At 71.0% G+C, this 14,819-nt stretch carries 13 protein-coding genes; 8 read left to right on the top strand and 5 right to left on the bottom strand.

The window, feature by feature from the left end; genetic code table 11:
• Window positions 1-71: 71 nt before the first annotated feature.
• Window positions 72-2,540, bottom strand: a complete 2,469-nt coding sequence (locus ACFOM9_RS10360) for a DEAD/DEAH box helicase (protein WP_386709954.1) — start codon at window positions 2,538-2,540, stop codon at window positions 72-74.
• Between the two features lie 105 nt (window positions 2,541-2,645).
• Window positions 2,646-3,140 carry a hypothetical protein gene (locus ACFOM9_RS10355; protein WP_386709951.1) on the bottom strand — a complete coding sequence of 165 codons (495 nt, stop codon included), beginning with the start codon at window positions 3,138-3,140 and terminating at the stop codon, window positions 2,646-2,648.
• A gap of 121 nt (window positions 3,141-3,261) precedes the next feature.
• Here ACFOM9_RS10355 and ACFOM9_RS10350 point away from each other — a divergent pair, with 121 nt between their 5' ends.
• The 3 genes from ACFOM9_RS10350 to ACFOM9_RS10340 all read left to right on the top strand — a co-directional run bounded on the left by ACFOM9_RS10350 (window position 3,262) and on the right by ACFOM9_RS10340 (window position 6,384).
• Window positions 3,262-3,861, top strand: coding sequence for a DUF938 domain-containing protein (locus ACFOM9_RS10350; protein WP_386709948.1), 600 nt, complete (start codon window positions 3,262-3,264; stop codon window positions 3,859-3,861).
• 97 nt (window positions 3,862-3,958) lie between these two features.
• Entirely contained in the window at window positions 3,959-4,696 is a 738-nt protein-coding gene (locus ACFOM9_RS10345) for an ATP-binding cassette domain-containing protein (protein WP_386709945.1), read from the top strand.
• Window positions 4,697-4,923: 227 nt separating this feature from the next.
• Window positions 4,924-6,384: an ABC transporter permease/substrate-binding protein gene (locus ACFOM9_RS10340; RefSeq protein ID WP_386709942.1), complete on the top strand. Its 1,461-nt coding sequence runs from the start codon at window positions 4,924-4,926 to the stop codon at window positions 6,382-6,384.
• Window positions 6,385-6,604: 220 nt separating this feature from the next.
• Here ACFOM9_RS10340 and ACFOM9_RS10335 read toward each other — a convergent pair whose 3' ends face one another.
• A complete protein-coding gene (locus ACFOM9_RS10335) occupies window positions 6,605-7,801 on the bottom strand; it encodes an aminotransferase class V-fold PLP-dependent enzyme (protein ID WP_386709939.1) in 1,197 nt (398 codons plus the stop codon).
• A gap of 111 nt (window positions 7,802-7,912) precedes the next feature.
• Here ACFOM9_RS10335 and egtB point away from each other — a divergent pair, with 111 nt between their 5' ends.
• Together egtB and egtD are read left to right on the top strand one after the other, a co-directional pair.
• Window positions 7,913-9,208 (top strand): ergothioneine biosynthesis protein EgtB, encoded by a 1,296-nt coding sequence (gene egtB, locus ACFOM9_RS10330; RefSeq protein WP_386709937.1) that lies wholly within the window; start codon window positions 7,913-7,915, stop codon window positions 9,206-9,208.
• Window positions 9,205-10,167, top strand: coding sequence for an L-histidine N(alpha)-methyltransferase (gene egtD, locus ACFOM9_RS10325; RefSeq protein ID WP_386709934.1), 963 nt, complete (start codon window positions 9,205-9,207; stop codon window positions 10,165-10,167). The genes egtB and egtD overlap by 4 nt, the downstream gene beginning before the upstream one ends.
• Before the next feature lie 39 nt (window positions 10,168-10,206).
• Here the strand turns inward: egtD and ACFOM9_RS10320 are convergent, their stop codons facing one another.
• Window positions 10,207-10,521: a hypothetical protein gene (locus ACFOM9_RS10320; protein ID WP_386709931.1), complete on the bottom strand. Its 315-nt coding sequence runs from the start codon at window positions 10,519-10,521 to the stop codon at window positions 10,207-10,209.
• Between the two features lie 33 nt (window positions 10,522-10,554).
• On the opposite strand from ACFOM9_RS10320, the gene ACFOM9_RS10315 reads away from it, so the two are divergent.
• From ACFOM9_RS10315 to ACFOM9_RS10305, 3 genes are all read left to right on the top strand, one after another.
• A complete protein-coding gene (locus ACFOM9_RS10315) occupies window positions 10,555-10,866 on the top strand; it encodes a hypothetical protein (RefSeq protein ID WP_386709928.1) in 312 nt (103 codons plus the stop codon).
• Between the two features lie 146 nt (window positions 10,867-11,012).
• A complete protein-coding gene (locus ACFOM9_RS10310) occupies window positions 11,013-12,923 on the top strand; it encodes a M61 family metallopeptidase (RefSeq protein WP_386709926.1) in 1,911 nt (636 codons plus the stop codon).
• A gap of 284 nt (window positions 12,924-13,207) precedes the next feature.
• Window positions 13,208-13,864: a tetratricopeptide repeat protein gene (locus tag ACFOM9_RS10305; RefSeq protein ID WP_386709923.1), complete on the top strand. Its 657-nt coding sequence runs from the start codon at window positions 13,208-13,210 to the stop codon at window positions 13,862-13,864.
• Window positions 13,865-14,013: 149 nt separating this feature from the next.
• Here the strand turns inward: ACFOM9_RS10305 and ACFOM9_RS10300 are convergent, their stop codons facing one another.
• Window positions 14,014-14,817 (bottom strand): ankyrin repeat domain-containing protein, encoded by an 804-nt coding sequence (locus ACFOM9_RS10300; protein ID WP_386709920.1) that lies wholly within the window; start codon window positions 14,815-14,817, stop codon window positions 14,014-14,016.
• Between the last annotated feature and the right edge of the window lie 2 nt (window positions 14,818-14,819).

Genomic DNA, 14,819 nt, shown 5'->3' with positions numbered 1-14,819 from the left:
TCTCCTGCCTTCGCAGGGGAGGGAGCTCGAAAGCCCGCGGCTGGAGCCGCTCCTGCAAAGGCGTGCGGCCCTCACGTTGTCGACTCGGCCAGCAGCGCCAGCACCTGCAGCGCCAGCTGCTTCGGCGTGGCCAGCGCCTTCGCCTCGTCGATCGCCAGCACCGGCCCGACGCAGGCCGGGCAGCCGGCGCGGCAGTCGCAGCGTTCAACCAGCTCGCGTGCGCGCTGCACGAGTTCGGCCTGGCGCTGCCAAAGCGGTTCGCTCAGGCCCACGCCGCCGGGGAAGTTGTCGTACAGGTATACCGTGGGCACGAACTGCGCGGACTCGATCAGCACGCCATCGCCAGGCGCGCCGGCGCCGATCGCCACGGCCTTGCCGTCCGCATCCTGCGCGCGTCCGTGGCCGCTGCCGTCCTGGGTGGCGAACCACGCGCCGTCGCCGTTGCCCACCGACTTCTGCAGGTCGCGTGCGTCGGCCATCACTGCCACCGTCGCCACCACGTGCAGCGCGTGCGCGGCGCCGAGGAAACCGTCGAGCGCGTCCTGCTTCGACGCGAACGCGCGCAGCAGCACCGCCTGCGGCAGCTGCCACCACGCCGCGGTGGTATGCAGCTCCTGGTCGGGCAGGTTGACCGGGCCGTAGCCGATGTTCTCGTGGGTGTAGTAGCGGATCTTCTTGTAGCCGGCTACGCGACGCACCACGTGGACCTCGCCGTGGTGGGCATCGCCGCGCCCGGCCTGGCAGCCGTCGAAGTGGTCGAGCACCTTCAATTTCGTGAAGTCGATGCTGTCGGTGTAGTAGTCCACGTGCGTGCGCACGACGAACGCCTTGCGCCCCTCCCAGTCCAGCCGCTCCACCTGGTACGGCGTGGACTGCACCATGTGGATCGCGCCTTCATACAGGGTCAGCGCGGCGGCGGAGTAGTCAACCTCGGCAATGATCTTCTGCGCGCCGTCGGTGCGATCGACGACCACGAAGTTGCCGTCCGCCACCGAGCGCAGCGACACCGCCTGCGCCGGGTAGCTGTCGGCGATCCATTCCCAGCGCGTGCCCTCGCGGTGCACGACTTCGGTTTCCGCCAGCGCCTCGAGGTAGACCCCCGGATCGATCGGTCCGAACGCATCGCCCACGTCGAACGGCAGTTCGAACGACGCGCAGCGGATGTGGTCGAACAGCACCAGCGGCTGGTCGGGCGCGATGCGCGCGTGCTCGGGCGTGGCGTCGGCGAAGAAGTCCGGATGCCGCACCACGTACTGGTCCAGCGGCTGCGAGTTGGCCACCAGCACGCCCAGGCTGGGCTGCTGCCGACGTCCGGCGCGGCCGAAGCGCTGCCAGGTCGCCGCCACGGTGCCGGGATAACCGTTGAGCACCACCACGTCGAGGCTGCCGATGTCGACGCCCAGCTCCAGCGCCGAGGTGGCGATGATCCCGTCGATGCGGCCCGCCCGCATGTCGCGCTCGGCGGCGCGGCGCTCGGTGGGCAGGTAGCCGCCGCGATAGGCGCGGATCCGCGGCGGCTTGCGCGGGTCGTGGTCGAACACGTCCTTGAGGTACTTGGTCAGCACCTCGACCATCAGCCGCGTCTGCGCAAACACCAGCGTCTTGAGCCCCGACTTGATCGCGATGCGGGCGATGCGGTTGGACTGCGAGCGCGCCGATGCGCGCAGGCCGAGGTCCTTGTTGACCACCGGAGGGTTCCACAGCAGCACGTGCTTGTCGCCGGTGGGCGCGCCGGACTCGGTGATCGCGTGCACCGGCGCCTCGACCAGCGCCTCGCAGTGCGCGCGCGGATTGCCGATCGTCGCCGAGCACAGGATGAAGTGCGGGGTGACGCCGTAGAACGCGCACACCCGCTTCAACCGTCGCAGCACGTTGGCCACGTGGCTGCCGAACACGCCGCGATAGGTATGCACCTCGTCGATGACGACAAAGCGCAGGTTCTCGAAGAACTGCGCCCACTTGGTGTGGTGCGGCAGGATCGCCTGGTGCAGCATGTCCGGGTTGCTGACCACGATGTCGCCGTGCAGGCGGATCGCCTGGCGCGCGTCGCCGGGGGTGTCGCCGTCGAAGGTGAAGGCCTTCACCCCGAGCTCGCCGGCGTTGTTGAGCTCCAGCAGCTCGGCGACCTGGTCCTGGGCCAGCGCCTTGGTCGGGAACAGGTACAGCGCCTTGGCCTGCGACGTCATCGCCGCGGCGACCACCGGCAGCGTGTAGCACAGCGACTTGCCCGAGGCGGTGGGCGTCACGATCGCCACGTGTTCGCCGCGCTGCGCCGCGTCCCAGGCGTCGGCCTGGTGCGAATACAGCCGCTCGATGCCGCGGGCACGCAGCGCCGCTGCCAGGGCCGCGGGTACGTCGCCGGGAATCGGCGCGTAGGCGCCCTCGCGCCCGGGAATGGTGAAGCTGCCGGTGATCCGGTCGCCGTAGCGCCGTGACAGCGCGCGGGTCAGCGCGGCGCCATCGCCGGTGCGCCGGCCGCTGTCATCCAGCGCGAGCGCGCGCTCTTCGTCCTCGACCCGTCGTGCCAGCGCCTGTGCCATCTGCCGTCCCCGTGAAGTGCGGGCAGTGGACCGGAAGTGCGTCGCAGCTGGTGAGACCGGCGCCGCTTCGGGGCCGCGCCAGGTGCAGTCCGGCCGGACGCGCCGTCAGGCCAGTTCGCGCGGCATCACGACGCGCACCGTGAAGGCGCGCAGTCGCGCCGGGCCTGAGATTCCGATGCCCTTCGGGTTGCCGTTGGTGTAGAGCGTCACATGCGGCGGCGGCACCGGCAGCTGGCGCCCGAGCCGCCGTCCGAGCGCGCGCTGGAACGGCGCCATCGCCGGCAGCTCGACCAGCTCCACCAGCGAATGCGCGACCGCGGCGCGGCCGTCCTCGACGAACGCCTTGCGCAGCAGCAGGCAATGGCCGGTGCGTTCGAATCGCCAGTCCTGCGCGCGCCGCGCCGCGTCGATGAGCGCTGCCGCGCGATCGCCGAACGTCGCATGCAGTTCGGCGGCCAGCGCGCGGCCGACCAGGGTGACGTGGAGTTCGGGCTTGGGGGCCAGCTGCAGACCGTCGAGTGCGATCGCGGTCGCCGGCCGCGGCCAGCGATCGGGCGCGATCGGGAGGACGCGCGAGTGCGTGGCGGTGGTCCGGGGCATCGCTGCATCATGCCTGCCGCGCCGGGCGCTGCGGCGCCGGGCCGCGGAGCGTCCTGTCCAGGCGCCCATGCACTACCCTGCGCCGTTCGCTTCGCGATCCGCGTGCAAGCGGAGACCCCGAATGACCGACAAACCTGTCGCCCCCGCCTGCGAGCGCAATCGCGAACCGATCCTCGCCTTGCTGCGGGAGCGTTTCGCCGATTGCCGACACGCGCTGGAAATAGGCAGCGGCACCGGCCAGCACGCGGTGCATTTCGCCGCGGCGATGCCGTGGCTGCAGTGGCAGTGCTCGGATCGCGCGGAGTCCCTGCCGGGCATCCGGATGTGGCTGGACGAGGCCGGCCTGGCCAACACGCCGCCGCCGCTGCCGCTCGACGTCGCGCGCGGCCCGTGGCCGGCCGCACGATTCGATGCGGTCTTCAGCGCCAATACCCTGCACATCATGGGTTGGCGGGAGGTGGAGGCCTTCTTCGCCGGCATGGCCGGCGTGCTGGCGGATGCGGCAACGGTCGTCGTGTACGGCCCGTTCAAGTACGCAGGCGCGCACACCAGCGACAGCAATCGCGATTTCGACGACTGGCTGAAGGCACGCGATCCGCGCTCGGGCGTCCGCGACTTCGAGGCGCTGGATGCGCTGGCTCGGGCGGCAGGGCTGCGTCTTGTCGCCGACGTGGCCATGCCGGCGAACAACCGCTGCCTGGTCTGGACGCGGCAGGGCTAGGCCAACGCTGCGCCGCCGTCGGCACAGGCATGCATCCCGATCCCGCCGGAGCGGTGCGAAGGCAGGGCGCCGCACCACCCTGCGATATCCTCGTCCGATGTTCGAGCTGCGCCACGTGTCGAAACGCTACGGCCGCACGGTCGCACTCGACGCGCTGGACCTCTCGATCGCGACTGGCCGGACCACCGCGCTGATCGGGCCCAGCGGCGCCGGCAAGTCGAGCGTGCTGCGGATGCTGGTCGGGCTGGAATGGCCGGACAGCGGCGAGGTACGTTTCGACGGCGAGCCGCTGCGCCGCGAAACCTTGCTCGAGCAACGTCGCCGCATCGGCTACGTGATCCAGGAGGGCGGGCTGTTCCCGCACCTCACGGGAGCGGGCAACGCGGCGCTGCTGGCGCGAACGCTGGGCTGGGAGCGTGAACGCATCGACGCGCGCCTGCACGCGCTGGCGGAACTGTGCCGGCTGCCGTTCGCCGCGCTGTCGCGCTACCCGGCGGAGCTCTCCGGCGGCCAGCGGCAGCGGGTCGGGCTGATCCGCGCGCTGATGCTCGATCCCGGGGTCCTGCTGCTGGACGAACCGCTGGGCGCGCTCGACCCGATCGTGCGCCACGAACTCCAGGCGCAGATGCGCGAGCTGTTCGACACGCTCGACAAGACCGTGGTGCTGGTGACGCATGACGTGGCCGAGGCGGCCTGGCTCGGCGACACGCTGGTGCTGCTGCGCGACGGACGCGTGCTGCAGCAGGGCAGCGCGCGCGACCTGCTGGAGGCGCCCGCTGTTCCGTTCGTGCGCGAATTCATGACCGCGCAGCGCAGCGTCGGGGATCGCGCGTGACAGGGCTGCCGGCGTTGCCGGGAGCCGCGTTGCGATTCCTGTGCGCCGCGCTGCTGCGCGCCACCCCGGCGAAGGCGGGGGCGCGGCGTGTCGGGCTTCCACCCTCCACGCCACCGCAGCGGACGCGCTGGACCGCCGCGATCGCGGGCATGACGATCGCAAGGCGCCGGTCGTCCAGCCGAAGGCGAAGGCTGGCGCTGGCGGCCTGCCTGGCAGGAGCCATCGCGGTGAGTGCAATCGCGGCCACGGCGGCCACGCAATCGCCGGCCGAGGCCCAGCGCCCGCTCGTCATCGGTTCCAAGAACTTCACCGAGGCGGTGATCCTCGGCGAGATCGGCGCCGGTCTCGCGCGGCATCAGGGGCTGGCCGTCGAGCACAGGCGCCAGCTTGGCGGCACCCGCATCCTCTGGCGCGCGCTCGAGAACGGCCAGATCGATGTCTATGCCGAATACACCGGGACGCTCGCCGAAGAGCTGTTGCGGCTGCCGGGCGCCGACCTCGACGCGCTGCGCAAGGCGCTTGCCAGGCGCGGCCTGGCGATGACCCAACCGATCGGTTTCGACAACACCTACGCGCTGGGCATGCGTGCGCAGCGTGCGCAGGCCCTGGGGATCGCGACCATATCCGACCTGCGCGCGCACCCCGCGCTCAAGCCCGGTCTCAGCAACGAGTTCATGCAGCGCGCCGATGGCTGGCCGGGCCTGCGCGATGCCTACCGACTGCCACAGAAGCCCGACGGCCTCGACCACGACCTCGCCTACCGCGCGCTTGCCAACGGCGCGATCGACGTCACCGATCTCTACAGCACCGACGCGGAGATTCCCTATTACAAGCTCGTGGTGCTCGACGACGACCGCCATTACTTCGCTTCCTACGCGGCGGTGTACCTGTATCGCGCCGACCTCGCGCAGCGCGCGCCGGGATGGGTATCCGCGCTGGAGGGCATGGCCGGACGCATCGATGCCGCGACGATGCAGCGCCTCAACGCGCAGGTGAAGCTCGAGCACGCGAAGGAAGCCGACGTTGCCGCCGCGTGGCTGGGGGTCGCCGCGCCCGAAGCCCGCGGCCGCGCCGCACGGATCTGGCAGCGCACGCGCGAGCACCTGGTGCTGGTCGGCATTTCGCTGGGGCTTGCCCTGCTGGTCGCGCTGCCGCTGGGCGTGTTCGCCGCGCGCCGGCCGCGACTGGGGCAAGGCGTGCTGTCGTTGACCGGCGTACTGCAGACGCTCCCGTCGCTGGCGGTGTTCGTATTCATGATCCCGCTGTTCGGCATCGGCGCGAAGCCGGCAATCGCCGCGCTGTTCCTCTACAGCCTGCTGCCGATCGTGCGCAACACGCACGCCGGGCTTACCGGGATCCCGCGGGAACTGCGCGAAACCGCGGCGGCCATCGGCCTGCCGCCGCGTACCCGGCTGTGGCGGATCGAACTGCCGCTGGCGCTGCGCACGATCCTGGCCGGGATCAAGATCGCGGCGGTCATCAACGTCGGGACCGCGACCCTGGGCGCGCTGATCGGCGCCGGCGGCTACGGCCAGCCGATCCTGGCCGGCATCCGTCTCGACGACATCGGACTGATCCTGGAAGGCGCGGTCCCCGCGGCGCTGCTCGCGCTGCTGGTGCAGGGCGGCTTCGAACTCGTCGAGCGCGCGCTGACGCCGCGCGGGCTGCGCATCGCCGCGCGGGCGTGACGGATCGGGCTTTCCGCAGGGGCCGCTTCAGACGCGGGCTCCGGCGCTCGATTCCTGGCCAACGAGAGCTTCCGCCGCTGGCTCTGCCAAAGCGCTCGCTCTTTCTCGAGCGACGTCAGTCACAAGTCCCTAGTCAGATTAACCGGCACTGAAATGGCGCGTGCAAGAAGGGCAGCGGAACACGGCCGCGGCGGCAATTCGCTTGCCGGCCGCCAGTCCGTCAGCCCGCGTGCGCTGCCACCCCGACGACGTGCTGCAGCGCGTCCGCCCCGACATGCAGGTGCGGGGCGATCCGCAGCAGTCCATATCGACGCGTGCAGACGATGCGTTCGCGCCGGAACGCGGCGAACACCGCGTCGAGCCTGGCCGCGGGCGGCCGCAGCGCAGTGATGTGCGGTGCGTGCTCCGGCGTTTTCCATGCCGACAAGCCGTGCGCGTCGAGCGCCTCGTCGAACGCCTGCAGGCGTTTGCCAAGCGCGGCGGCAATGTGCGCCACGCCCCAGGCGTGAACCTGGTCGAGGCCGGCGCGGGCCATTGCCAGCCGCACCGGATCATCCAGCCCGCCGGCGTCGAAACGCCGCGCGCCGGAGCGATACGGCGGCGCGGCATCGAGCGGGAAGCGCCAGCCTGTGCCCGCATCGCGCGCCGACCAGTGCGGCGCGAGCGCGACGCCGCGTTCGCGCCGTTGCGGCGCCGCCCAGAGCCAGGCCAGCCCGCGCGGCCCCAGCAGCCACTTGTAGCCGACTGACACCACGAAATCGGGGCGCCAGCGCGCGATGTCCGCCGGCAGCGCGCCGAGGCTCTGGCTGAGGTCCAGTACCAGCGCAGCGCCGGCCGCGTGCACGCGCGGGGCAATGCGGTCCAGGTCGAGCAGCGCGCCGTCGTCCCAGCGCACCCGCGGCAGCGCGACGATGCGCAGGCGCGGCTCGCGCTCGACGGCGTCGAGGATTGCCGTGGTCCAGTCGCGTCCTTCCTCCCGGCGCACGCCGAGCAGGCGTGCGCCGCGCTCGACGCAGCGCTGCTGCCAGGGCAGCAGGTTCGAGGGGAACTGGCCTTCCAGGACCAGCACCGCGTCGCCGGCCGCGAGCTCGAGGTTGTGCGCGGCGGTCGCGATCCCCTGCGCCGCCGAGGGCAACGCCGCGATGCCATCGCCGTCGCCGTCGCCGTCGCCGTCGCCCAGCAGGCGCGCGACACTGGCGCGCAGCGACTCCAGCTGCGCTTCCACCGGCGCGTCGGCGGCGCGCCACGGCGCGGCGTCGGCATCGAGCGCGGCATGCCCGGCGGCCTGCACCGCGCGCAGGCGCGGCGCGCGCGCCGCGCAATCCAGGTACAGCGTGTCGTCGAACGGGAGGAAGGCCGCCGAGGCCGCGGCAAGGTCGGCATCGGGCGCGCGGACGATCGCCATGTTCGGGTCCATGGCGCCACTGTAAAGCAGGCGATCACGGCGCCGGGCGACACGCGCGCAGCGTCGCTGCGCGGCCGCGCATCCGTCACCTTGCGTTGGGCCGGCCGCGCTATCCTCCGGCGCATGTCCGCATCCCCCGCATCTGTCGCCGCCGGCCGCGGCACCATCGACGATCCCTCTTCCCTCGCCGCGCGCTATCGCACGGTGCGCGCGCGCAGCATCGCGCTGGCGGCGCCGCTGTCGGCGGAGGATGCGATGGTCCAGAGCATGCCCGATGCCAGCCCGACGAAATGGCACCTGGCCCACACCACTTGGTTCTTCGAGCGCTTCGTGCTCGGCGCGCAGCCGCACTACGCGCCGGTCGATCCGCAGTGGGATTACCTGTTCAACAGCTACTACAACAGCGTCGGGCCGATGCACGCGAGGCCGCGGCGCGGGCTGGTGTCGCGGCCGTCGCTGGTCGAGGTGCTGGAATACCGCGAGGAAGTGGACGCGCGGATGGCCCGGCGCTTCGAGGCGGGCGATCTCGACGCGCAGGACGCGCGCGTGCTGCTGCTCGGCACCCACCACGAGCAGCAGCACCAGGAGCTGCTGCTGACCGACATCAAGCACGCGCTGTGGTGCAATCCGCTGGCGCCGGCGTACCGCGGGGACCTTCCGCATCGCACGGGGCCGGCAACGCCGCTGCGCTGGATCGCGCGCGACGAAGCCATCGTCGAGCTCGGCGCGGCGCCGTGGCCACAGGCGGCGTCCTTTGCCTACGACAACGAGTCGCCGCGCCACCGCGCGCTGGTCGGCGCGCATGCGCTGGCGAGCAGGCCGGTGAGCAACGGCGAGTACGCGCAGTTCGTCGCCGACGGCGGCTACGTGAACGCCGAGCTCTGGCTGAGCGATGCCTGGACCCTGCTGCAGGCCGAAGGCTGGCGTCGGCCGCTGTACTGGCACGAGGACGGCGCGCGCGAGTTCACGCTTGCCGGCTGGCGCGAACGCGATCCGCACGCGCCGGCCTGCCACCTCAGCCAGTACGAGGCGGACGCCTTCGCGCGCTGGGCCGGGGCGCGGCTCCCCACCGAGAGTGAATGGGAACTCGCCGCGGCAGACATCGCCGTCGACGGCAATTTCGTCGAGGGCGGCGCGCTGCATCCGCAGGCAGCGAGCGATCCGGGAAGCGGCCTGCAGCAGATGTTCGGTGATGTCTGGGAGTGGACCTCGTCGGCCTACACGTCCTATCCGGGCTTCCGGCCGCTGCCGGGCTCGCTGGGAGAATACAACGGCAAGTTCATGAGCGGACAGTGGATCCTGCGCGGCGGCAGCTGCGCCACGCCGCGCGACCACGTGCGCGCGAGCTACCGCAATTTCTTCGCGCCGCCGGCGCGCTGGCAGTTCTCCGGCCTGCGCCTGGCCAGGGATGCCGGATGAGCGTACTGCCCGAACTGACCGACCTGCAGCCGACCCCGGACGACATCACCGGCGACGTGCTCGCGGGTCTCGCGCGCGTGCCCAAGCGCTTGCCGTCGAAGTATTTCTACGATCGCCGCGGCTCCGAGCTGTTCGAGGAGATCACGCGGCAACCCGAGTACTACCTCACCCGGATCGAGCTTGCGCTGCTGGAAGCGAGCATGGCCGGCATCGCCGCGGCCGTGGGTCCGCGCGCGCACGTCGTCGAATACGGCAGCGGCAGCGGTCGCAAGACGCGGCTGCTGCTCGACGGGCTGGAGGATCCGGTTGCCTACACCCCGATCGAGATCTCGCGCAGCGCACTGCTGGCCAGCGTCGAACGCCTGGACCGCGAGTTCGGCGACGTCGAGGTGCTGCCGGTGTGCGCGGATTTCACCCAGCCGGTACCGCTGCCGCAGCCCCGGCGCCCGGCCGATCATGCGCTGGTGTTCTTCCCAGGCTCGACCCTGGGCAACTTCACCGACGCCGAAGCGGTGCGGCTGCTGCGCGCGATGCATCAGACCATGGGTGACCGCGGCGGCGCGCTGCTCGGCATCGACCTGCAGAAATCGCCGGACATCATCGAGCCCGCCTACAACGATGCCCAGGGCGTCACCGCCAGGTTCACCCTCAACCTGCTGGCGCGGCTCAACCGCGACATCGGCAGCGATTTCGACCTCGACGGCTTCGAACATCGCGCCACCTACGTCGAGGACGCCGGTCGCATCGAGACCTTCCTGGTGAGCCGTCGCGCGCAGGATGTGACCGTCGAGGGACGCACGTTCCATTTCACCGCCGGCGAAGCGATGCAGGTCGAATACAGCCAGAAGTACACGGATCCCGGACTGGCGGCGCTCGCCGCGCAGGCCGGGCTGAAGGTCGTCGAGGCCTGGAACGACCCGCAAAACTGGTTCGGCCTGCGGCTGCTGCAGCGCGCCTGAGCGTCGAGCGTCGCGTCGCGCGCGCGTGCCAACCGGCCGTCAGCTTTCCCAGCCGCCGCCTTCGGGCGTGGCGGGGCAGGCTTGCACCGGCTCCGGCTCCGGCTTGCGGGTGTCGAGCAGCCAGCAGTCCTCGAGCACCGAGCAGTAGCACACGCGCAGCTGCACGTTGAACGCCTCGCGGTTGAGCGCCTGCCACGCGGGTGCGCTGGATGCCTGCAGCGGAACGCGCAGGAACGCGAATTCCTCACCCGGGGCCATCACCCGTCGCCGGACCGCGCTGACGGTGGTTTTCGGCGCCGGCAGCGAGGCGTCGCGCAGGCAGCATGCGCGCAGCAGTTCGCCCGAATCGCGCATCGTCTGTCCCGGTAGCGCAGCTCGAACGAGCGGATGCGCGCCGGACCGACGCCGTTGTTGACCAGGTTGAACGAGATCGCGCGCGTGCCGTCGCGATCGGCGTTGCTGGAGCTCGACTGCAGGTTGGGCCAGGTGCTGGCCGCCAGCAGGCGCTCCTGGGTGCGGTTGGCGCTGACCGCGACGAACAGCGAGACCAGTGAAATCAGCACGACGCAGGCGCCGATGAACAGCTCGGTGCGGCGCGTGGCGTCAGACCTCGCGCCCGCGCCTGCGGCCGGTCGCGCCGCGGCGGAGGGGTCTGGTGCTTCCATCGGAAAGGCCGTGGCAAAGGAGCGCGAACGCTAGCGTCGACGCGGCAGCGGGTCGAACCGCGCACCACGCCCGGTCGACCATGCCCAATGGCAGGGGTACGAATGGCGCCCAGCGGCGAGGATTGGAGATTCCGCCGTCGGCGGCCGTGAAATCGTTGCGCCTCACACAGGAATCCACGCATGTCCCGTTCGCGCCTTGCCAGTCTGTCGCTTGCCGTCGCCCTTGCGCTGTCGTCGCCGTTCGCGGCACTGCCCGCGCGCGCCGAAGTGCCGGCGCCGGCCGACGTCGCGTATCCGGGCACGATCGCGATCGACGTCGATGCCACCGATACCGCGCAGCGCATTTTCCGCGTCACGCAGACGATGCCGGTGCAACCTGGCCCGCTGACGCTGCTGTTCCCGGCGTGGCTGCCGGGCAACCACGCCGCCTCGGGCCCGATCGACAAGATCGCCGGACTGGAGATCACCGCCAACGGCCAGCGGCTGGACTGGAAGCGCGATCCGCTCGACGTGTTCGCCTTCCACCTGGACGTGCCGCAGGGCGTGACGACGCTGTCGATGCAGTACCAGTACCTCACCCCCACCGGCCGCGACCAGGGCCGGGTGGTGATGACGCCGAACATGCTCAACCTGCAGTGGAACGCGGTGGTGCTGTATCCGGCCGGGTACTACGCCAGTCGCATCCAGTACGCGGCCTCGGTGAAGTACCCGGCGGGTTTCCAGGCCGCCAGCGCGCTGGACGTCGCGGGCCGCGAGGGCGAAACCGTGCGCTACCAGCCGGTGCCGCTGGATATCCTGGTCGATTCGCCGGTGTACGCCGGCCGCTATTTCAAGACCTTTGACCTGGCCCCCGGCGCGAAGGTGCCGGTGCGCTTGAACGTGGTGGCCGACGCGGCGAAGTACCTCGAAGCCAAGCCCGAGCACGTCGAGCAGCATCGCGCGCTGGTGGAGCAGGCGCTCAAGCTGTACGGCTCGCAGCACTACGACCATTACGACTTCCTGTTCTCGCTGTCGAAGCAGATGAGCGGCAACGGCCTGGAGCACCAGCGCTCCAGCGAGAACGGCCTCGGCAACGACTACTTCACAGGCTGGGACCGGAAAGCCGGCAGCGATGACCTGCTCGCGCACGAGTACACGCATTCGTGGAACGGCAAGTTCCGCCGCCCCGCCGACCTGTGGACGCCCAACTACAACGTGCCGATGCAGGGCAGCCTGCTGTGGGTGTACGAAGGGCAGACCCAGTACTGGGGCAACGTGCTGACCGCGCGCGCCGGGCTGCGGCCGATGCAGGCCTCGCGCGACGCGCTGGCGATGGTGGCGGCGACCTACGCCGACAACCGCCCGGGCCTGGAGTGGCGCGCGCTGCAGGACACCACCAACGATCCGATCGTCGCCCGCCGTCGGCCCAAGCCCTATCGCGGCTACCAGATGAGCGAGGACTACTATTCCGGCGGGCAGATGATCTGGCTCGAAGCCGACGCGCGCATCCGCAAGCTCAGCGGCGGCAGGAAATCGCTGGACGATTTCGCGCGCGCGTTCTTCGGCGTCCAGGACGGCGAATGGAAGCGGCAGGCCACCTACACCTTCGACGACGTGGTCGCGACGCTCGACGGCGTGGCGCACGACGACTGGGCGACGTTCCTGCGCGACCGCCTCGACGGAAAAGCCCCGCTGACCGGTGGCCTCGCGGCCAGCGGCTGGAAGCTGGTCTACAAGGATGAGCCCAGCGTCTGGGCCAAGGCGCAGATGAAGGACGACAAGGGCGCGGCGAGCTTCGTCTATTCAATCGGCTTGAACGTCGACAAGAACGGCAACGTCACCGAGGTACGCTGGGACAGCCCGGCGTTCGACGCCGGGGTCGGCACGGGGATGACGATCGTCGCGGTCAACGACCTCGAATACGGCAAGGACGCGCTCGAGGACGCGATCAGGTCCGCGAAGGCCGGCAAGGCGCCGATCCGGCTGCTGGTCAAGGAGTTCGACCGCTTCCGCACCATCGACGTCGCCTACCACGACGGCTTGCGCTATCCGCATCTGGAGCGCATCGAGGGCACGCCGGACTACCTGACGAAGATCCTGACGCCTCGATAGGAAAGCGCTGTCGAACTTCCGGCTTCGCCATGGCGGCGCGCCTTGCCGCCATCGCCGGAATGCGCTCGCCGACGCCGCCCAGCACAAGACCCGGAACCTGCATGGCCGGCGCCAACGCCTGAGCCGCCCCGGAACGCGAATGGAGTCGCGATCGCCAGCCAAAACGCTGGCGAAGCGCGCCGCTGGATCGGTCCAGGCCGCGAACGCCCCAGGGATTGGCCGCGCCGGGCGCCAGCGGCTACCATGCGCGCGGGGAAGGGGTTGCCCCGCAACTTGAAGTCGCAATGAAACTGTCCATCCGGCGCCGCACCGGCGCGCTCGCTCTGCCTCTCCTGCTCGTTCTCCTCGTTCCGCCCGCACTGCACGCACAGTCGCTGCCGGCGCCCAAGGAGTTCTATTTCGACGGCAGCGGTTCCACCACCCAGCCGCTGGTCCTGCTTCCCGGCGAGGATGCCGCGGTCCAGCAGCGGCTGCTCAAGGCGATGAAGGGCCACGGCCGCAATGCCGAGCTGGCCGCCGCGCAGCTCGCGCACATCGCCTATGCCGGCGGTCGCGCGGACGCGGGCAAGGCCCTGTACGCGCAGGTGCTGGGCGATCTCGGCAACAACAGCCAGCTGCGCGCGCCGCTGCTGTGGAACTACGGCTGGGACCTGTATCGCAGCGGCGACGCCGAGGGCGCGCTGGCGCGCTGGCGCGAAGCGGGGATCGACACCTACAACAACCCGGCCTGGGTGCCGCCGACCCTGGCGCTGGGGCTATGGACGCTCGACCGCCGCGGCGAGGCGGTGCAGTGGTACGCCGCCGCGGTGCGTACCGAACCGCAGCGCTGGAACGATCCGGCCAACCTGAAGGCACTGCTGCCGGACTGGCGCGAAGAGGACCGGGCGAAGCTGGCCGAAGTCGCCGCCGCCTGGCGCGCGGCACCGCCGACCTGGCCTTGAGCGATCCGGCGCGCGCGCACGCGATGCTCCTGCATCGTTCCCGTGGCGCCGTGGGAGGGGCTGGAGCCGCGAACGCTTCTACGTGCATTAACCAGCAACCGCCCACCGACAGCTGGCGGCGGACACCGCGCCTACGGTAGGCGACGGCTTTACCGCCGCGCGGGATCCTTCACCGGAACGCTATGCGCGCGCAGCCAGGCGTCGATGCCCGCGAGCGCCTTGCGCGTGGAGGCGTTGAGCACGGCCGGGTCGCCGTCGTACAGGTAATCCTGGAAGGTCGCGCCGCTGCGATCGGTGGCACGAGGGTCGGCGCCGGCTTCGAGGAACTCCAGCGCCGAGGCGGGATCGTTGACCAGCGCGGCCTGATGGAGCGGCGTGGTGCCGCTGCGGTCGTGCGTATCGAGCCGCGCGCCGGCCTCGAGCAGCCGGTGGACGTTGTCCGGCAGCCGAGCGCGCAGCGCGTCGAACAGCGGCGGCGCGCCGGTGACGGTGTTTGGGACGTCCGGGCTGACGCCACGTTCGAGCAGGTCGTCGAGCCAGAACGCATCCTTGCCCATCGCGGCCAGGTGCAGCGCCGTCTGGCCGTCGGCGTTGCCGCGCGTCGGGTCGGCGCGCAGCTCGAGCAGCAGGCGGTATGCGCCGCGATCCTGCTGCAGCATCGCCCACTGCAATAGCGGCACGCCCTTGTCGTCGACCGCGTCGGGATTGGCGCCGGCGGCGACCAGCTCGCGCGCCAGCCTGTCGTCGCCATCACGCACCGCGGCGGCCAACTGGGCATGGGTGGGATTGGCGAAGGTCTTGCCGTGGTTCAAGTCGTTGCCCTCTCCGGCGCAGCCGGTCGTCGACGCCAGCATAAGCGAAGCCAGCAGCAGCGCCGCGGCGCGGCGCAGAGGGCTGGGCGGGGAGAAAATCAGGAGGTCGGTGCGCAGACCGTCGGGGCGGATCGCGGGCATGG

Source organism: Luteimonas notoginsengisoli, from assembly GCF_042648885.1.
GTDB lineage: Bacteria > Pseudomonadota > Gammaproteobacteria > Xanthomonadales > Xanthomonadaceae > Luteimonas > Luteimonas notoginsengisoli.
The sequence above is the reverse complement of the archived record's forward strand: the minus strand, read 5'-3'. Positions and strand labels throughout refer to the sequence as shown.